The organism is Caballeronia jiangsuensis (assembly GCF_046030135.1).
GTDB lineage: Bacteria > Pseudomonadota > Gammaproteobacteria > Burkholderiales > Burkholderiaceae > Caballeronia > Caballeronia jiangsuensis.
Genome location: NZ_JAQQDB010000038.1, coordinates 23,908 through 41,661, shown reverse-complemented (window position 1 = coordinate 41,661; position 17,754 = coordinate 23,908). Strand labels below are relative to the sequence as shown.

General features: G+C 62.4%; 19 protein-coding genes. 8 read left to right on the top strand and 11 right to left on the bottom strand.

From position 1 onward, the window contains the following. Window positions 1-132: 132 nt before the first annotated feature. Complete coding sequence (locus PQR08_RS30205; protein ID WP_238217858.1) at window positions 133-1,029, bottom strand: hypothetical protein; 897 nt, start codon at window positions 1,027-1,029, stop codon at window positions 133-135. A gap of 107 nt (window positions 1,030-1,136) precedes the next feature. On the opposite strand from PQR08_RS30205, the gene PQR08_RS30200 reads away from it, so the two are divergent. From PQR08_RS30200 to PQR08_RS30170, 7 genes are all read left to right on the top strand, one after another. After that, window positions 1,137-1,301: a hypothetical protein gene (locus tag PQR08_RS30200; protein WP_238217857.1), complete on the top strand. Its 165-nt coding sequence runs from the start codon at window positions 1,137-1,139 to the stop codon at window positions 1,299-1,301. Window positions 1,302-1,413: 112 nt separating this feature from the next. After that, window positions 1,414-2,589: a cyclophane-forming radical SAM/SPASM peptide maturase GrrM/OscB gene (grrM, locus tag PQR08_RS30195; protein WP_313761186.1), complete on the top strand. Its 1,176-nt coding sequence runs from the start codon at window positions 1,414-1,416 to the stop codon at window positions 2,587-2,589. Window positions 2,590-2,601: 12 nt separating this feature from the next. Next, window positions 2,602-3,483 carry a hypothetical protein gene (locus PQR08_RS30190; protein WP_238217856.1) on the top strand — a complete coding sequence of 294 codons (882 nt, stop codon included), beginning with the start codon at window positions 2,602-2,604 and terminating at the stop codon, window positions 3,481-3,483. Beyond that, on the top strand, window positions 3,480-4,424 hold the full coding sequence (locus PQR08_RS30185; RefSeq protein ID WP_250484795.1) for a glycosyltransferase family 9 protein: 945 nt from the start codon (window positions 3,480-3,482) through the stop codon (window positions 4,422-4,424). Before PQR08_RS30190 ends, PQR08_RS30185 begins: the two co-directional genes overlap by 4 nt. Window positions 4,425-4,434: 10 nt before the next feature. Continuing rightward, window positions 4,435-4,947, top strand: a complete 513-nt coding sequence (locus PQR08_RS30180; RefSeq protein WP_250484794.1) for an aspartyl/asparaginyl beta-hydroxylase domain-containing protein — start codon at window positions 4,435-4,437, stop codon at window positions 4,945-4,947. 23 nt (window positions 4,948-4,970) lie between these two features. After that, window positions 4,971-8,318, top strand: coding sequence for an SIR2 family protein (locus PQR08_RS30175; RefSeq protein WP_250484793.1), 3,348 nt, complete (start codon window positions 4,971-4,973; stop codon window positions 8,316-8,318). Window positions 8,319-8,481: 163 nt separating this feature from the next. After that, window positions 8,482-10,086, top strand: coding sequence for an esterase/lipase family protein (locus PQR08_RS30170; RefSeq protein ID WP_250484792.1), 1,605 nt, complete (start codon window positions 8,482-8,484; stop codon window positions 10,084-10,086). Here PQR08_RS30170 and PQR08_RS30165 read toward each other — a convergent pair. The 4 genes from PQR08_RS30165 to PQR08_RS30150 all read right to left on the bottom strand — a co-directional run bounded on the left by PQR08_RS30165 (window position 10,033) and on the right by PQR08_RS30150 (window position 12,157). Beyond that, entirely contained in the window at window positions 10,033-10,338 is a 306-nt protein-coding gene (locus tag PQR08_RS30165) for a PAAR-like domain-containing protein (RefSeq protein ID WP_250484824.1), read from the bottom strand. The two genes, PQR08_RS30170 and PQR08_RS30165, sit on opposite strands and share 54 nt — an antisense overlap. A gap of 65 nt (window positions 10,339-10,403) precedes the next feature. Beyond that, window positions 10,404-10,757, bottom strand: coding sequence for a hypothetical protein (locus PQR08_RS30160; protein WP_250484791.1), 354 nt, complete (start codon window positions 10,755-10,757; stop codon window positions 10,404-10,406). Next, window positions 10,754-11,110 (bottom strand): hypothetical protein, encoded by a 357-nt coding sequence (locus tag PQR08_RS30155; RefSeq protein ID WP_250484790.1) that lies wholly within the window; start codon window positions 11,108-11,110, stop codon window positions 10,754-10,756. Before PQR08_RS30155 ends, PQR08_RS30160 begins: the two co-directional genes overlap by 4 nt. 528 nt (window positions 11,111-11,638) lie before the next feature. Continuing rightward, window positions 11,639-12,157: a Mov34/MPN/PAD-1 family protein gene (locus PQR08_RS30150; RefSeq protein ID WP_250484789.1), complete on the bottom strand. Its 519-nt coding sequence runs from the start codon at window positions 12,155-12,157 to the stop codon at window positions 11,639-11,641. Window positions 12,158-12,176: 19 nt separating this feature from the next. Here PQR08_RS30150 and PQR08_RS30145 point away from each other — a divergent pair, with 19 nt between their 5' ends. Continuing rightward, a complete protein-coding gene (locus PQR08_RS30145; RefSeq protein WP_250484788.1) occupies window positions 12,177-12,980 on the top strand; it encodes an MFS transporter in 804 nt (267 codons plus the stop codon). Here PQR08_RS30145 and PQR08_RS30140 read toward each other — a convergent pair. The 6 genes from PQR08_RS30140 to PQR08_RS30115 all read right to left on the bottom strand — a co-directional run bounded on the left by PQR08_RS30140 (window position 12,887) and on the right by PQR08_RS30115 (window position 17,745). Continuing rightward, a complete protein-coding gene (locus PQR08_RS30140; protein ID WP_250484787.1) occupies window positions 12,887-14,164 on the bottom strand; it encodes a TIGR02270 family protein in 1,278 nt (425 codons plus the stop codon). The two genes, PQR08_RS30145 and PQR08_RS30140, sit on opposite strands and share 94 nt — an antisense overlap. A 37-nt stretch (window positions 14,165-14,201) precedes the next feature. Then, window positions 14,202-15,215 carry a hypothetical protein gene (locus PQR08_RS30135; protein WP_238217840.1) on the bottom strand — a complete coding sequence of 338 codons (1,014 nt, stop codon included), beginning with the start codon at window positions 15,213-15,215 and terminating at the stop codon, window positions 14,202-14,204. 18 nt (window positions 15,216-15,233) lie between these two features. Next, on the bottom strand, window positions 15,234-15,704 hold the full coding sequence (locus PQR08_RS30130) for a hypothetical protein (protein ID WP_250484786.1): 471 nt from the start codon (window positions 15,702-15,704) through the stop codon (window positions 15,234-15,236). Window positions 15,705-15,768: 64 nt separating this feature from the next. Then, window positions 15,769-16,272 carry a hypothetical protein gene (locus PQR08_RS30125; RefSeq protein WP_238217836.1) on the bottom strand — a complete coding sequence of 168 codons (504 nt, stop codon included), beginning with the start codon at window positions 16,270-16,272 and terminating at the stop codon, window positions 15,769-15,771. Further along, a complete protein-coding gene (locus PQR08_RS30120; RefSeq protein WP_238217833.1) occupies window positions 16,265-16,654 on the bottom strand; it encodes a PAAR-like domain-containing protein in 390 nt (129 codons plus the stop codon). The genes PQR08_RS30125 and PQR08_RS30120 overlap by 8 nt, the downstream gene beginning before the upstream one ends. 14 nt (window positions 16,655-16,668) lie before the next feature. Further along, the gene (locus tag PQR08_RS30115) at window positions 16,669-17,745 is read right to left on the bottom strand and encodes a hypothetical protein (protein ID WP_250484785.1); all 1,077 of its coding nucleotides are present in this window, start codon (window positions 17,743-17,745) and stop codon (window positions 16,669-16,671) included. Window positions 17,746-17,754 lie beyond the last annotated feature (9 nt).

The following is a 17,754-nucleotide window of genomic DNA, read 5'->3' as shown; positions in this document are numbered from 1 at the left end:
AAAGGACGAAATAGAGGTCCGAAAAATGAAACCTCGTTGGGAGATCAGGCAGGAACTGAATGGTGGGCAATCGCTTGCAGTGAAGCGGTGAATCATATGACGTTTAATAATGCTCGCAAAGCCGCCGCGCGTTCAGAGCCCCCGTTCGTATCGCGTGGTGACGTCGATTCGTCGTCCGTCGCACCGCTCGGCGAGATTGCCGGTCTCGATTGCCTGCCGTGCGTTCAGAACGAGGCGAATACGTGATACGCCGCGCGCAACCAGGCCATCGAGTGTGCGATGAAGCATCAATGCGTTGATGCGCCCGGACCATCGCATGAAAGCCGGCGCGACGGCGCGAAGACTTTCGTCGGCCCACTCGCCTTGAATGCGCGTCAGCAGCACGCCGGCAATTTCCTGTTCGGCCAACACGACCGTTGAGCAATGCAAATCGTACGGTGGGTTCAGCGACCTTTGCCGCTCGAACTGACGCATTTCCGCGCCGGACACGAGATCATGCGCGGCAATGATTTCGATCACGCGCCGGTGATCGACATTGGCGAGATCATGCATCGAAAAATGCACTTCGCTGATGGCGCTTCGCTGACTCAACCTCTCGTTCGCTTGCCGAACCCGCTCCCTGAGCGACGCGACGTTCAGCTCGTAGTGTGCATACTCATGCGTCGGAGAAAAACCGGTCGTGAACATGCGTCCTTTGGTCGACGCTTCGGACGCGTGCATGACGATGACGCTTGCGCGTCGCCCCGCGGCATACGCGTCGATGGCGTCGCGCATCTCAGTCCACAGATTCTCCGAGACGTCGAATTCAGGATTGCTCCATATAGTCAGCGCGGCGGCGATGCCGTCGACGGAGTGGCGGTCGGCAATCTCGATGCGCGCGAACATGCGAGGCTCGATTTCTTCGCCGTGGTACGCCGCGACGCTCGCGCCGTCGATCCACGCAGCGGTTGCGTCGCCGGAAACGAAGCCGGGAAGCGGCTCGCCGCGAACCCACGTTCGAATCGTGAAGAATTTGTTTCCGAGATTCATTTGGAGAGTATCGAAGATAACGGGTTCAACACATTCACCTTGCATTTGACGGTCCATTTCATACACTCAGCGTTGCGTAGTTGTTCATTAATACACAGAGGTATCGTATGAATAATTCGAACACGTTCCGCGATCGCCTCAAACAACTTCACGACAAGGTTATCGCGCAGCAGCGCGACATGTCGATGGAGCAATCCCGCATCAGCAGCGTCGCGTGGCCCGCCTGGACACAATGGACCAAGGGCCCGCCCTGGCGCAACGGTCCTAACTGAACCGTATCGAACGGCGGCTCTTGCGAGCCCGCCAGCGGAACTCGCTATCGACGATGCGCAGCCATCGCGAATCGCCACTGCATAGCCGAAAAAATGTTATCGAGGTGCGCAAGTGAGTCGGAGTGCCTTGCAAACGAGCTTGGTGGTCATCCAGCCGACCTCCTTTTGCAACATCGACTGCCGATATTGCTATCTCGTGGATCGGGACGTCCATGAGCCGATGAGTATCGACACCGTTCGCGCCATTCGAGACTGGCTCGACGAGAGCGGACTGCTGGGTGACAAGGTGACGGTTTGCTGGCATGCCGGTGAGCCGCTCGTCCTTCCCGCGGCTTTCTTCGCGGAAGCGTTCGACGAGTTCTCGAAGCTCGAAGCATCGGGATGCCGCGTCCATCACTCGATTCAAACCAATGGCACGCTTGCCACCGATGCTCACTGCGAGGTGTTCGTCCGTCACCGGCTCAACGTCGGAATCAGCATCGACGGTCCCAAGTTCATTCACGACCGCAATCGGGTTACGCGCAAGGGCGCGGGAACGTTCGACGCTGCGAATGCTGGACTTAACCGCTTTCTCGCGCACGGCATTTCCGTGTCTGCGATATCGGTGGTTTCGTCGCACACGCTGGCGCATTCGCACGCTTTCTACGATGCGTTCGTCGATATGCGCATTCCGGTAGTCGGCCTGAACGTCGAAGAGATCGAGGGCGTCAATCTGATCTCGTACATCAGATCACGATCCGATTTCGACGCCTATAAAGATTTTCTCCGTGATCTGCTGAAGCGTTCATGCGACGACGGCCGCGTCGCGTTCCGCGAGTTCAACCACGCACTGCGTTCCGTCTATCGCGCGGACTTCGAGCAGATCAGCAGCGAGGCCACGCCGTTCCATATCGTGTCGTTCGACCATTTCGGCAATTTCTCGACGTTCTCTCCGGAGCTTCTCGACCAGACTTGCGAACCATACGGCCGGCTGCAGTTTGGCAATGCGCGAGACGTCCCTTTCTCGACGCTGGAGACTCAGGCGCGATACAGGCGCGTCGCCGCGGAGATCGAAGCGGGCGTGGAGCGTTGCGCGCAGGAGTGCGAGTACTTCGGCGTATGTGGCGGCGGCGCGCCCTCGAACAAGTTGGCGGAACATGGAACCTTCGACTGCGCGCGTACGGACTTTTGCGACTATGCCCGCAAGGCGGTATTCGATGTCGTCGTGGAGGCGATCGAAAGCGATCCCGATCTCATCGAACGCGCGAGCCGGCATGGCTGGTGGAATGATTACGTGCTGACCGATTGAGGAAGCGCCAACATGATCCATCTGCGTGCTTCCGATGATCTCGTCGAACAACTTGCAGAGCGGTTGTCCGTCTGTGAAGGTGTCCGTGTCGAGCGCCTTAGCGACAAGGCGGACTATCCGGTCCTGATGCCGCGCGATGACTGGAAGCCGATCGATCAGGAGACGCTCGGCAAATTCATTCGCGGCGGGGCGCGCCGCGTTAGAGGCAACTGCATCGGGCTCATGTCCATTCCTGAATACGCGCATGCGCCGATCCTGAGCTTTCTCGAATGGTATTTCGAAGGCGGCCCCAAGGATGTCGAGCAGTGTTCGCGCGAGGAACACAGGCTGGATGTACTCCGCCAAATTTACGATGCGCCGGAATGCCCTCGGACTTCGACCCGGCCCATATTCTTCGGTGTCGCGCGCAACACGCCGGACGCCTCATGCGCGACGATCGATCGGGAGATCGACTCTCTGGTGGGATTGCACATCGATAACTTCGACAATCTGCCTTCATCGCAAAGAATGCGTGGGCGCAATCGCATCTCCGCGAATGTCGGAACCGAGTCGCGTTACTTCATTTTCATGCCGCACGAAGCCGCGGAAATGGCGAGTCTGATTCTCGCGTCGTCCGGGCAGGAAGACGCCGAGCGGCTCGAATGGGACCAGCGCGAGCTCGTCTGGCGATTTTTCGAGCTATTTCCGCGGACGCCGATCTATCGCGTCGAGGTGCGTCCGGGCGAAGCCTATATGGCGCCGACAGAGAACATCATGCACGAGGGCAGCACGCTCGGCACGACGGCGGATGACTGGTCCATCGTCTGGTTCGGCGAGTTCGACTGGGACCGACTCCGATTCCGCCAGGAGCCGGATGACGGCGATGCTTCCCTGCGGTTGCGGAGGCAGGCATGACGGTGGCCGTGTTCGCGGCGAATGGCATCGGCGACGCATTGATGATGTGGCCGACCTTGCGTGCTTTGTCGATCGGGTATCGCGGCGACGTGATCCTCGCATCCGACACGCGAATCACGAACGCACTCTATCGCGACATCGAATTCAAAGGGCGTGTACACGTGCGCATGAACCGTGAGAGCGGCACGCGCCGGTTCGATGCGGCCGCTCTCGCTCGGGCGCTGCCCGCCTGTGAGACCTTCGTGTGTCTGAACAGCTGGCATTCGTCATCGACCAACGAGTTGCTCGCGGACCTGAGCGGATCGCGATCGGTGGGTTTCTTCGCGCCTTTCGACGTTACGCTCGACGTGCGTGGACTGAACGCATTCGATGCTTATTTCAAGGCGGCTGAGTGCCTCACGCGCTGTTCGGACATCGGCGCGTATGCCGGAGCGCCGGTTTTCCATTCGGCGCGACGCATCACCGAGCCACGGCAAGGTCGATTGTTCGTCACCATGCATATCGAAACCGCGCGCGCGAAGGATTGGAACCGGGCAAACGCGGCTTTCGTGGTACGCGCGCTTCGCGTCAGACTGCCGAATGTCGACGTGTCGCTGGTCTGCTCGAACAGGCAGAGATGGCGGCGTTTGTCGGCTGGCGCGGGCGCGTCGCTGCTCGGGGGGCACGCATTCGAATCCGCGGCGGACGCAGTGGCACGGAGCGATCTATTCATCGGATGCGACTCGTGCATGCTGCATGTAGCCGATCTCGCGCGCGTGCCGACGGTCGCCGCTTTTCGTTCCACGTCGCCCTCGATGTGGGGTTGCCGTTTCACGCGTAATGAAACGATCTGGCTCTCACGGGCCGCGGGCGTGGTACGCGCGGATATCGTGCTGGATGCTGCCGCCCGCCTGCTCGGTGCCCGCAGTACGCGCACGCGGGCGGCGCCGTTTCGCCACTGAGGACACGCGCATGTTCATGGACCCGTCCGCGTTCACGTTCACGCACGCGCTGGAGCGCAACTGGCGCATGGTGCGTGACGAGTTCCTCGGTGTCGCCCACTATGCCCGGGCGTGGCATGAGACATCGATCTATTCGGGTACATGGCGGGTATGTGGACTCTTCGATGTTCACGAGGGTACGCGTATCGAACCCGCTGCCACGCTGTGCGCGCGCACGGTCGCGCTGCTCGAATCATGCGTGCCGGCGAGGCTCGGCGCCGGTTTCTCCGCACTTGGACCGCATAGCCATATCGCCGCGCATTCCGGTTACGAAGGCCTGATGCTTCGATGTCATCTGGGGCTCAGTATTCCCGTCGGAAATTGTCGTCTTCGCGTCGGCGATCAGGAACAGGGCTGGGAGGAAGGGCGATGCCTCGTATTCGACGATCACTGCGTGCATGAAGCATGGAACGAGACCGACGAGATGCGCGTCGTGTTGATCGTTGACTTCGCTCGTGATTCGCATGATCGGGCGGCCCGATAGCGAAGAAGTATTCGGAGGCGGAAATGGGACATGTCGGCGAGCCGGAGCGGGAAGAAGATCCCGACAGGCAACGTGCGATCAGAGCGATCAGAATGGCCGCGCAGAATGGAGAACTCGTCATCGTCACGGGTGCGGGTTTGTCCGTCGGACTGACCCGCCGGGCACCCCAGAAGGCCTTGCTGTGGAAGGCATTGATTCAGAACGGTATCGAATATTGCCGCGATCATAAAGTTGCCGCCCTGCAGGAAATAGAGCGGCTACTGCGAAACCTCGATGCCCCGGGCGCGCACCTTGAGGTGGCGACGACAGTTCAAAGACTTCTGAAACGAAGAGACGGAGTCCTTTTTCGGGCCTGGCTTCGCACGCTGTTCGACGAACTGACTCCCGAGGATGAGCCACTCAAAGAAGCCGTCCGGACGATTCAACGCGCGGGAATTCCTCTCTGCACGCTCAACTATGACAATCTGCTCGAGCACATCACGGGCCTGTCCAGCATCACCTTTTCGGGGCAGCCCCCACGGAGGATCGGCGACTGGCTGCGTCGCACCGGCTCCAGCCAAGGCGTGCTGCATCTGCATGGGCACTACCACGAAGCGGACTCGGTGGTTTTCGATATTACGAACTACACGCGTATCGAGGTCGACACCTTCCGCAAGGATGTTCAAAAGATTCTCGCATTCAATAGACTACTGTTGTTCGTCGGAACGGCCGGAACGTTTTCGGATCCGAACTTTACCGAACTGATTCACTGGAGCAGAGGCCTCGGCGATGCGGCGACGATGCATTACGCGCTGGTGAAGAACTCTGACGTGGACGTTTATCGAGGTGATGAAGCGTGGCACGGCTTCGTGCATCCGGTCGGATTTGGCGAGAGGCATGATAGCGACGAACTCGCTCGCTTTCTACTTTCGCTTTTCAGTGACTTGTCATTGGATCAAGCCAGTGTGCCAATCCCGCCGCCCGAACCGCCACGACGAGCACAGTTGCAACCGCAGGATGAATCGTTGCTCGAACGCTATCGCACTTATGTGGTTCATCAGTATCAGACCTGGAACTTCGAAGGGTTCGAGGGGCAGGCCTTTGCGCGGCGGTCGCGCTTCCGGTCGGATGTGAAAGATATCTATGTCCCGCCCGATGTCGTCGATTATCCCGCCGAGTCGGACGAAAAGAATCGGATTGCAATCGGACTCGGACAAGCGCTCGAGGCATGTCAGCGGCTCATTCTTGTCGGGCTTCCGGGCTCCGGTAAATCGATGGTGTTGAAGCGGCTCGCCGTGGATTACGCCGATCCGTCACGCCAGCTCATCGTCGAAGAGCGGACGCCCGAGGAGGATCGAATTCCCGTACTGGTGCCGCTGAGAGGGTTGACGCCGAGCAGGAACGGCTCGCTTGTCGACGTGTTGCGTCACTTCCTGGACAATCTCGAAGCCAGAACAATGCGCGGACTATTCGACGCCATCTCGAGACATTTCGACGACGGCAGACTGCTTCTTCTCTTCGATGCGCTCGATCTTCTCAACGGCAAGGAAGATCGTCAGTTATTCGCCGAGCAACTCGATGATTTCGTACGCGACCATGCGAGCGTGCGTATCGTCGTCACGACGCGGCAGGCGCAGTACGATGAGGTTGCACTGGGCTTCCGCTATTTCAAACCCTTCCAGCTCGCCACGCTGAGCGACGAGGCAATCGGCAAATTGTGTGCTCGCTGGCGGCGTCGTCAGGGCGGAACGGAAGAAGAGATAGCACAAGACGCAAGCCAACTTGCCCTTACGATCCGGGAGAACATCTCGTTACGAAGGCTCGCCGAAACCCCCTTGCTGCTGACGATGCTGCTGCTTGTCTGGCAGCCAGACAAGCCCGACATCGGCAGCAATCGAGTAGGCCTTTACGATCGCGCGGTACGCGTTCTTCTCGAGGGCGGCGCGCCTCAACGGCCGTCGCTCGACCGTAAGGAAGTGATGCCCCAGCTCACTTGTCTCGCCTTCGACCTGATGAAGACACGCCGTCTGGGCGGTACCGAGGCGCAACTCGTCGAGCTCCTGGACGGAGCTCGCGGAGCGTTGCAGCAAGCCCGCTTTCCGACGGAGCCGAATTCCACCGAGTTCATAAGAAAGGTCGTTTCGCGCACGAGCCTGCTGCGCGAGCAGATCGAATACGAGGCGGGGGAGACGATCGAATACCAGTTTCCGCACGAGACGTTCCAAAGCTTCTTCGCCGCCGAGGCGGCCGCGAATCGCTGTCTTTCCGAGTATGCGCCGGACGCGGACCTCTTTACGGTTCTGGCGCACTACCTGAGCGAGGATGCCTGGCGCGACGTCATTGCAATGGCTGCAGTGCTCGCTGATCGTAAAGCCGAACCGCTCATCGGTGCGCTGGTCAGCGTCGGTCAGGCTCTACAACGCCGGGCTTCGCGTGACGAGGATTTCGAAGGTAAGTCGGCATGGCTCGCTTCTCCGGCGCGCATGCCTGCTCCAGTCGAGCTTCTGACGCAATGCCTGATCGACGGTGCGACTGCATTGGACCACACCATCGACGCGGCGTTGGGACTCATCGTGTTCTTTGCGCGCGGCTGCCGCTCGGACTATGACTGGCAGGCGCTCGCTCGTGGCGATTATGGCGAGCGGCTGCTCGACGCCGCATGGACGCAGTATCAGGGCAGCCACTGGAAGCGCGAGTCGTTGATTGCGCATGCCATCGATACATGCATGTCGATCGCCGTGTATCGCAAGCCTATGGATCACTGGAAAGGAGAAGAGGGCGCAAAGGAGATTGCGGATCTTCTCGGCGCGGATCAGGCCGAACGCAGCCTCGCCATAGGGCTTTTGATCTGCGCGGGCGTGTTGTCGATCGAGTGGTACGAGAGTGATCCCGCACGCAAGCGCGTCTTCGCGCAAAGCCTGCCCCTGAATAGAATCGAAGCGCTTTTGAAACACGAATCGTACGCCGTGTCTCACGCGGCGATCTGGGCCTGGGGCCTCATACAGTCACATGATCGGACCATCGAGACGAGAGCTGCACTGTTGAACCACCTCAAGAAGGCAGCGCTTTCGAACATCCACGGAAACTACGCTCAGGTGGCACGCTGGGCCCTATTGCAGAAAGCGGCAATGCCCAGATCGAAATGGACTCCGAAACTCACCAAGGCGCAGCAGAGGCTCGTGAAGGATATGGCGAACATCAACACTGCGCATCAGGATTCTGCCGAGGATCGGACCAGAGTGACCGCGGCGCTGTTGATCGCCTTTTATGCGGGAGGGATCTGGAAGGATGGCGAGTTGGCGACGCGCTTTGCCATCGCATCGGAAGCATTGAATTTCGCCAGTGACTGGCGCGTATTGGTTGATCAGATTCTTCGGCAACTGAAGCCTTAGCCGGTGCGGTGTGCCCGGGAGGAGAGCCCTGATGCAACGACTGTTCAAATCGGGCGCAAGGCTCGCGTCATACGCGTCGAACAATTGAGGAAGTCCGATAGGACGAGTGGTCGGACATAGCTGCGCCTCGATATTACGCGGCCACGATAACCAAGGAGCGCCCATGCCCACGGCAAATCCCGATTCGTATCACCCGATCATCTACATCCGCGGCTTTGCGATGAACAAGTCGGACATCGACGAAACCACAGCGGATCCGTTTTGCGGCTTCAATTCGGGATCGACGGTCTATCGGGCGCGGCCCGGCGTGACGGAAGCTGCGCGCTTCGTATTCGAGTCGCCCGTGGTGCGGCTCGTTGCGGATCATGACTACGTGAACGCGGTCAGCGAAGGAATGGATCTGTCGAGCCCGACATTCGACGAAGCGATGCCGCGCCGCTCGATCGTGATATTTCATTACTACGATCCCGCTTCGACACTTCTCGGCACCGGCGTCGTGCCACCCATCGATGAGTTCGCGAGGAAACTGAGCGAACTCATCGCACGCTTGCGTGATCTCGTCCTGAAGACAAATGGAGCTTACGCGAGCGCTAAAGACTTCCGCTGCCTTCTCGTCGCGCATTCCATGGGCGGACTCGTCGCGCGGACTTTCCTGCAGAACCCGCAATGCGATCCAATGAAGGTCAGAACTACCGTTAAGAAACTCTTCACCTACGCGACGCCGCATAACGGCATCGATTTCGGCGGCTTCAATGTGCCGAGCTTCTTCACGAGACATCAGATCGACACGTTCAACCGCGCCAACATGGGCACGTACCTGTCTCTGGTGCCGACCTATCAGACGCAGACCGACGACGTTGCCCGCTGTCCCGCCACCGCGCTCGATCCCGCGAATATCTTCACGCTGATCGGTACGAACCGTCTCGACTACGAGGTAGGCATGGGCCTGTCGCGCACCTTCGTCGGAAAGGGAAGCGACGGGCTGGTCCGAATCCAGAATGCCGATCTGAAGGGTTTTACGGTCGACGAGAACGGAACTCAGGTCGATACGCCCTGCGCCAAGGCGTTCGTATATCGCAGCCACTCGGGCTACTTCGGCATAGTCAACAGCGAGGAGGGCTATCAGAATCTTCAGCGGTTCCTCTTCGGTGACTATCGGGTCGATGTCTGGCTCGAAATCGAAGATGTCGTCATGCCGGCCGGCGCTCTTGCCAATGCCGATGCGGCGGGCACGCTCGATGCGAAGTATCCGGTCGATGTGATCATCTCCCTGCGTAACAAGCGCTGGTTCCTAACGCGCCGGATCGCGGAAGAAGACTCGTCGTCCGTGTTCGAGCATAGCGACCTGCGGGCGCGGCGAGGCCAGACACCGCCGCTCGAGAAGGCGCTTTCCACGATTTTCATGGCGAACTGGGGAAAGCGCGATCCGAAGAACCCCACTGTGGCGTATCGCGTGCAACTGGTCGTACGCACGCCGGACTTCCAGATCAGCGGACGCGATGCCAATGTGGATCGTTTCGAAGGTAGCAGCATTTACGCTGATGCGGTAATCGTCGAACTCGATACGAGTCATGTGCCCTGGACTGCGTCGTACTGGTGGGAGAGCGAGCAGACGGCCACCTGCGACACTTCCACGAAGACACCATTGATACTGCAACCTGCGCATCCCGGAACGCTGTCGCCGCTCGTCGCTCGCATCGCGGTCGAGGGCGGCTCAGGCATCGAGTTCAAAGGGGCGTTGAAGTTCATCGCGAGCCCGTGGGCCTGAGGGACTCATGCGAAAGAAATACATCGTGTTCCCGATGTGGCGAGTCACTACGCCCAAGCTCGGGCTTTTCGTCGCGGCCTCGTCGCTCTTGCTGGTCTTGTAGGTCGACTTGTCCTTGATGCCGACTTCCGCGCCGTCGGTCTGCACGGTGCGCGCGCCTTCGTCGGTATCCGAAGCTTTCGAGAAGTTCGGATAGGGCACGGGAATCGGCCCCGCCGGCGGCGAGGGCGACGACAGGCACACATCGGACATCGCGCTCAAGGTCTGGTTCGAGTCCTTGGACGCCGAGACCTAGCGGACATTGGCGTAGACATTGATCATAGCTCGTCCTCTTCGACACATCCTTCGTAGCGCAGCACGATGGCGGCGCGCTCGCCCGCATCGCTACCGACATGGCACTGCGAAACACGCCCGACCCCATAACTGTGTTGTCTCGCGTGCAGCGCCGGCGCGGGCAGGCATGGCAGGATCGCCGCGCCGATTTCGCTCAGATATTCGATCGGATGCCACAGTTCGAGCGACGCATCGCGCGCGACCCTGTTCAAGCGTCCGGCGGCAAAAGTCGCTTCCTTGAACTTGTAGTGCTTGCCCGAGAGATCGGACAGCCGCACGGCGACTTCGCGCATGGTCAGCCCGGCGGAATCCAGCGCCTGCCGCACCGCCCGGGTCATCCCCCGCGGCCGGAACGGCTCGGTGCTCTCAATGGGCTTGATCGCGCAGCCGATGCCGAGGATCGCCGCGCGGCCCGGCCGCTGGGGTCGTCGAGCGCGAGCAACATGGCGCAGCCCGCCTCGGACGGAAAAAACCCGTTGGAGTTGCCGCTGTTCATGAGACGCCGCTGATCGATGTAGTGCTTCAACATCCGTGGATGCGGAGAACTGTCCACGCCCGCGACGATGGCATAACGAGCCTGCCCGGTGCGCAACAGCTCGCGCGCAGCAATCAGTCCGTCGGCGCACGAGGCCTGATCGCGCGCGATCAGCGCGGAGTGCCGATTCGCGGCGATCCCGAGTCGGGCGTGCACCTAGTCGAGCAACTTCTAGCTCAGCCGTTCGGGGCGGCCACGCTGCGACGGCGCGGACGCGCCGAGAAAGAGCGGCATCGCCGTCCGGGCGTTCGTCGCCAGCGGCGGCGAGACACTCACTGATGGCTGGCGTGATCATGTCGGCGAGCATGCCGACGCCGAACCACCTGTGCGGCATCGATACGCGCGCGCCTTTAAGCGGATCGGCCGTCTGCGGGTCCTGCCACGGCAGCGCGCGCACCGCGCTCACGCCCGCGCGCACCGCGCCGCCAGCGTCGCCTGCGCGTTGCAGCCAAGTGGAGTGACGAGACCGCTCGCGAGCACGCACATCGCCGTCATGCGCGCCTCCGTTCGCGACAGGCCCGCACCGCTTCGTCGAGACTGGCGTAGTACGTTTTGCCTGGAACCCGTCGCGCGCGGCGCCAGGCTTCCGGCATCTCGCCCACGATCACCTCTTTCACGTCTGAGACGCGGCGCCCGACCGGCGGCACGCTGCGCCATCGCCGGTTCGTCACGCCGCGAACAAGATTAGACGCCTCGATACCTGTCATAGGTCTGAGCACTACTCGCCATTGCCGGTAGCCTCACGCAGGGCACTTCCGTCGTCAACCCAGACGCGAAGACCTTCAGGCGGGGGGCGGTGCCGACGATCACGAATACGATGCCTCCCAAATGCGGGCGCGCGGCAAGAGCATGTTCGCGGGCGAGCGCGCAGTCATCGGCGGAGGGGACAGGCGACGGCTCCGGATGTGTATGCCACAGACCGATGCAGTGAAGCCGTTTAGAGTAGAACGATTCACGCTTATCCATTGCCCGAGCCGTGCTAAACGTGACTCTGGCGGAAGCGTCACGTGTCGGGGTCAGGATGGTGGCCGCTTCGATCAGGTGCGCGTCGCGCTTCAGGTTCCGCACGAACAGTTGCCCGACGGACTCCTTGCTTAGCCGCGAATACTGCGCGTGGTCGAGCATCGCCTGCAGCGCTGGCTCGCTGAATTCAAGCGACCAACACGCACCGGGCAGCCGATAAGCTATCGATAGCTTCGACAATCAGGTGCTGTCGTTTCTGTTGCCCGCGCTGATGGCAGCGTGGCATTTCTCGAAGGCCGAAGCAAGGCTGATCGCAACGTCGTCTCTGCTTGCGGCCGCGCTCGGCGGGTGGACTTCGGGCATCCTGAGCGATCGTCACGGCCGCGCGCGCGTGCTGACGGGTCCCATCATCTGGTCCACGGCGTTCAGCATCATCATCGCGGGATTCACCAACGCCTATCATCAGTCGCTGATCGTGCGCGCGTTACAGGGACTCGGCTTCGGTGCGGAGGGGGTTGTCGGCGCGGCGTTGATGGCGGAAGGAATCAACCTCGCGCATCGGGGCAAGGCGCTCGGGCTCGTGCAAAGTGGCTTCTCCGTGGGCTGGGCGCTCGCGGCCGTCATCACGGGCCTGCTGCTCGTGTCTGCCTGCGTCCATCGCATGGCGCTCGGCGTTCTGGGTCGGCGTTGTCCCCGCGCTCGTCGTGCTGCTGATTCGCCGTTGCATCCCCGAGCCCGAGATATTCCGCGAAATGAAGCGGGCGACGGGCGGCGCGGTCGTGGCGACGTGGCGTTCGTCGTTCCGCGCGGATGTCCGCCGATTCGAATACAAGCCGCAGGACGACACGGGCGCGCTCGGCGGCGGCGTGAAGTGCGGCTGGGACGTGCGCAGTACGGAAGTGCGTTGATTCGAATTGCGTCGCGTTTTCGGCCGCACCGCTGTATGGCAGTGGTGCGGCCGTTGCGTCATCAGGGCGCCATGTGCGCCAGCAGCCGCGCCTGCCGTTTCGACGGCGCCGCGCAATTGAACATCACCGTGCCGGGTTGCAGCGTACACAGATAGAGCGCCGCCGCGATGCGCTGGCGTTGCGTGTTCTTTCTCAGCACTTGGACGCATTGCGCCGCGGCAGGCGCTTCGCCCACGAAAACCCGCGTGCCGCAGGCAAACCGGCTCTGGTTCTCTTTCCACCATCCGCTCACCTTGGCCACGTCCGGCCAGCGCAGATCGTCGTCCTCGTCGAGCGCCACGTTGTCATCGGCGGGATCGTCGTTGGGGCCGGGCGCATCGAAATCGTCTGGTGCGTCACGGTGAAGATCGAGCCACGCCAGATCCACGCCGGTGATGAAGCTGAAGGCCTCGCCCGCGAGACGCGCCCGCGCCGGATTTTCCATCTGCCTGAGGAGCCACGGGACGGCCTGGATGTCGCCGGACCAGCCTGCCGCCCGAATCTTCGTGCGGGCATCCGCGCCGTTGTCGGCTAATGCTTCGACGAGGCCTCGCGCAGCCGGTACATCGGCGGCGAAGAGCGCGACGATGAGCGCGTCGAGCCGGCATGACGCCGCCTCCAGCGAGCATTCGCGCAAAACGGCAAGCGCCTTTCCCCGATCGCCCAGCAGCACCGACGAGCGAGCGGCGGCGAAGGCCGCGGCCGGAACGTCGTCGCCGAGATGTGCGAGACAGTTGCCGAGCAGGTCGATGCGGCCGAGTTCGCCCGCCGCGCGCAAGGCTCGCGTGCGCAGCCGCGCGTCCTCGTGATCGAGCGCCTGCGCGAGCGGCGCGCCCGGATCGACGCGATGCTGCGCGCACGCGGCGAGCCCGAGCCAGCGGATCTGCGGCGACTCGCTCGCGAGCAGATGCGCCACCACGCCTCGCAACCGTGACGCGGACACCCATCCGAAGGCCGACGACAGCGCGCGGGCGGCCGCGGGCACGCGCTCCAGCAGCGACAGCAATTGACGGAGCAGTGCGCCGTCGCGACACTCGATCGCGACGATGCAGGCGACGAACAATGCGCCGACGCCCGCCGCGCCGAGCGCCGCGCGGCTGAGCGACGCGCCGATTTCGCCCGCGATCGACAGGCCGTCGAGGTGCGCGGCAAGCCGTTCATCGGCGCGGGCGAGGTCCTTGAGCTTTACGTGCGGCGCGCGCACGAGCACGCTGCGCATCGCGCGCAGAGACGCCGCGTCGTCGACGTGCTGAGACACGACGTCGATGTTGACGGGACGGCTTTCCTCGATCTCGGTCATTCGGCAGCTCCTGCGCTTCGGGGCGTTCGCGACGCGCTCATGCGTCGTCGTCTTCGACGGGCTCTTTCCAGAGGCCGGGCGCAAACATGCTGACCCGCATGACGCGGTTGTCCATCGTGCTGTACAGGACGTGAAACGTGAGGGACGGCTCGTTCCAGACCGCATAGCCGCTGAAATCCTCGTCTTCCTGCGCGTCTGGCGCGCGTGCCAGCTTGTCGGCGACGGTTTCGGGCGAATCGTCGAAGGTCACGCCGTAGGGCATGTCACCGGGCCATCGCCGCGCGTCCAGCTCGCGCTCCTGATGGAAGGTCATGCCCGCGAGCAGCGCGTCTTGCCGCCATTGCTTGCGCTTCTTCGGAGGCATCGCGAAGTTCACCAGCAGTCCGTAGGGAGTGAGCAAGTCCGCTTCGCCGGTTTCCTCGATCCGATCGATGCGATCCTGCAGTCCAAGCGGATCGAGCGCGCTCTCGACCGCCGGGTCGTCCAGCGACGCGGCCAGCAGTCCGATCAGCGTATCGATGGCGGGCGCCGGCGCGATCGCATAGTCGAGGGGCGGCAAGGGCGGCTCGCGCAACGCGCACAGCACGAAGGCGATCGCCGATTCGTCGTCGGTGTAGCTCACCGTGATACGGATTTCGGCCACGTCCCAGGTGTCGCGAATATAGGAGTGGCGCGTGGCTTCGTAGGACGCCATGCGCTTCCTGACGGTCGCGCGGTCGTCGAGGAGCGTGAGGCCGAACGGCAACGCGTCCTGGTAAGGGCGCACGCCCTGGTGGCTGCCGTACAGGTAGATCTCGGTCAGCACCATCGGTCCCTGCCCGAACTGCGTTTCGTCGAGCCCGCGCCAGGCGGCTTCGTCGTCGAAACCGAATTCGATGCCCGCACGCGAGTTCTTGACCCACGACTGCGTCCCGACGACGGGACCGTCCGAGTCGTCTTCGTCGATCTCGACTTCGGGCCGGTTGCGCACGCGAAAGTATACGAGCGCGGATTCGACCGCGGGATCGGTGTTGCGCGCACCGAGTAGGGAGAGGAGGTCTTGGGGAGACATGGCTGGCGCAAGCGGCGGCTAGAACTCGACGCCGGGCAGCCGGACAGAAAGTCGGGTGAGCGATTGACAATCCTTGGCATAACGAACTGAAATCTCGCGCTGCTTTCCGATCCATACATCGGAAGGGGGCTTTGTCTCGGTTTCCGTGGGTTTGCCGAGAAGTTTTCGAAGCGAATCCTGGGACATGTCGGCTGCAATGCCAAATGGCAGGCTGCCCCGATACGGATCGCGCTCGGACGCGCCGAACTTGGCGAGAACGCCGCTCAGGATCAGCGGTCCTTCGCCGACATCCTGATCGTCGAGCGCTTTCAACGTGGCTTCGTCGGTCATGATCAGTTCGAGTCCGTGGCCTTTGAGCGCGAACTGGACGCTCGTGCTCTCCTCGTCAAGCTTCGGCACCTTCCTGACACCAGCGGCCGCCAGCGCCGCGTTCAGCGAAAGATCATCCTGGCTCGTACCGAAAAAATCCATCCAAGCTTCGAAGTCCATGTGTCCCTCTCGTGGTTCCAGGTCCGTCTAGCGATGTCTTGCGATGTTCCGCCCATCGGATGGCTTAAGCAAGGCATTCGTCGATGACGTCGTTGATCAGTTTCTTGTGATTCTGAGCTCTCACCTTCTTTGCCGCTGCGCGATAGGCCGCGGCGCAAGGTGAATTGGTGCTGTCCAGCCGGCGTTGTATGCGTCCGAGGTCCCTGTTGGCTGCGCTGTCGAGATCCTTTGAATCGGTCTTGATCTGGTTCTTCGTATTGCGGCTCCCGCAAGTGCGGCTGTGGCCACGATGGAGGGTCCTGGGGATCGAGATGGTCAACGCCCGCGCCTTGAGCCTCGATTTGACACAGGCGCGTTCGACGTCGCTGGCGTCTCGCATCCTCGACGAGCTTTGCGCAGCCTTGTTCATGGCGGCGTGAGACGGCACATGGTCGCGCTCGAACTTGCGCCTGGCCCGCTTCTCGTTCAGCTTCGAATAAGTGCCCACTTCCCCGCACTTCAGCCACGGCGGCTTCAGCGGCGCCTGCTTGGTCTTACCCGTCCCGGAGTTGGTTTGTCCCTTAACCACCGTTGTTGCCCATCGTGTCACCCAGCAACTGAACGTTCTTGCCTTCGAATTTCACATCCATCGAGCCCGGCGAGATGAACTCGCAGACGCCCTGGGTCGCGGAGGAAACGATGCCGCCCCCCGTGCCCTTGCTCGCCACGTCCGGCGACGGCTGGCTCATGTAAAACGATCCTTTGATGGCCACCTTCTTGCCCTCGATTTTCACGGTCGAGGTCGCGTCGTCCAGCCGGTCGGCCGAGCGGCCGAGGTTGGGAAGCGGCGTCGGTACGAAAGGCGCGGGGGGGCCGGGCATCTTGCAGACGTTGGGCAAGTCCGCGGGCGACATATCCAGGCTGCCTTCCGTGACAGGCGTATTCGGCGGATTAACCCCCACGCTGATCATCTCCTTGCGCTCCTCTAGCCGAGTTTCAGCGTAAGCGCCGCGCGATAGCCGGCGTCGGAGCCGGTCCAGAGCATCGCGTGGTCACCCCTGGCATAGCCGCGTAATCTCGTCGCGGCGGCGAGCGCCACATACAACGGCCCGGAGGCCGCGCCGACATCGCCCCAGCAATCGGCTGGCGACACATAGTCGTTGGCGTCGATGAACGCTTCCTGCGTGCGGAGTTGCGCGAACATGAACTCCTCGTTTCGGAAGCGTTCGCCGTTCAGGTCGCAATAGGTGAGGGCGATCTCTTCCGCCGGCAGCCGCAGGTTCGCCGTCGCGGCCGCGATCGCCGCCGTCAGCCCTTCGCCGACGCACGGTTCGGTCGCGCGCAGCGGATGCGGCTCGACGGCGGTGGCGACGGCCCGGATGCGCGAAAAAATCACGAGGTCCGCACGTTCCGCCACGGAGCGTCGCGTGAGCAGAACGGCGCCGGCGGCTTCGCCGGGCGTGAATCCGCCGCGTACGTGGCTGCACTTGAGCCGCCGGCGAATTTCCAGCGAGCGCAACGTCCCCGCGTCCCGGTATGAATCGACGCCGAGCACGAGCACGCTTTGCACGTCGCCTCGCGCGAGCCATCGCGCCGCGGCTTGCATGGCCATCAGCCCGCCGGCATGGCCGCGCGCGATGGTGCGCACCGAATCCGGCGAAAGCCCGAGATGCCGTGCCTGTTCGGCCGCGAGCAACGATCCGATTTCCGACGGCAAGCCCGCGCGCGGCTCCGGCAGCGCGAGGACACAGCAGTCGGGGCAGGCGGACGAATCGGCCGCCGCATCGCCGAGCGCTTCTTCCCCGGCGGCTCGCAGCATCTCGGCCATGCGCTGCGCGATGGGCGCGTCGGGGTCGATCACGGGATCGGCCGCGAAGGTCACGGGCTCGCCGTCTTCATCCTTGAACTGCTTGTGCAGCGACACCCCCGACACGCCGCCGCGCACGGCGGCCGCGCTGGCCGGCGCGCTTGCGCCCACCGCCGTGCGCGCCCCGAGCCCCACGACGCAAATGTCGTCGGGGCCGCTGTGCGTCCATGCGCTCGTCTTGACGGATGCGTTCACGATGGCGTC

What these genes read in the sequence shown, in the direction of transcription:
- PQR08_RS30205 (WP_238217858.1), bottom strand. Translation starts at nt 1,029, where the DNA reads ATGAATCTCGGAAACAAATTCTTCACGATTCGAACGTGGGTTCGCGGC.
- PQR08_RS30200 (WP_238217857.1), top strand. Translation starts at nt 1,137, where the DNA reads ATGAATAATTCGAACACGTTCCGCGATCGCCTCAAACAACTTCACGAC.
- PQR08_RS30190 (WP_238217856.1), top strand. Translation starts at nt 2,602, where the DNA reads ATGATCCATCTGCGTGCTTCCGATGATCTCGTCGAACAACTTGCAGAG.
- PQR08_RS30185 (WP_250484795.1), top strand. Translation starts at nt 3,480, where the DNA reads ATGACGGTGGCCGTGTTCGCGGCGAATGGCATCGGCGACGCATTGATG.
- PQR08_RS30180 (WP_250484794.1), top strand. Translation starts at nt 4,435, where the DNA reads ATGTTCATGGACCCGTCCGCGTTCACGTTCACGCACGCGCTGGAGCGC.
- PQR08_RS30175 (WP_250484793.1), top strand. Translation starts at nt 4,971, where the DNA reads ATGGGACATGTCGGCGAGCCGGAGCGGGAAGAAGATCCCGACAGGCAA.
- PQR08_RS30170 (WP_250484792.1), top strand. Translation starts at nt 8,482, where the DNA reads ATGCCCACGGCAAATCCCGATTCGTATCACCCGATCATCTACATCCGC.
- PQR08_RS30165 (WP_250484824.1), bottom strand. Translation starts at nt 10,338, where the DNA reads ATGTCCGATGTGTGCCTGTCGTCGCCCTCGCCGCCGGCGGGGCCGATT.
- PQR08_RS30160 (WP_250484791.1), bottom strand. Translation starts at nt 10,757, where the DNA reads ATGACCCGGGCGGTGCGGCAGGCGCTGGATTCCGCCGGGCTGACCATG.
- PQR08_RS30140 (WP_250484787.1), bottom strand. Translation starts at nt 14,164, where the DNA reads ATGACCGAGATCGAGGAAAGCCGTCCCGTCAACATCGACGTCGTGTCT.
- PQR08_RS30135 (WP_238217840.1), bottom strand. Translation starts at nt 15,215, where the DNA reads ATGTCTCCCCAAGACCTCCTCTCCCTACTCGGTGCGCGCAACACCGAT.
- PQR08_RS30130 (WP_250484786.1), bottom strand. Translation starts at nt 15,704, where the DNA reads ATGGACTTCGAAGCTTGGATGGATTTTTTCGGTACGAGCCAGGATGAT.
- PQR08_RS30120 (WP_238217833.1), bottom strand. Translation starts at nt 16,654, where the DNA reads ATGATCAGCGTGGGGGTTAATCCGCCGAATACGCCTGTCACGGAAGGC.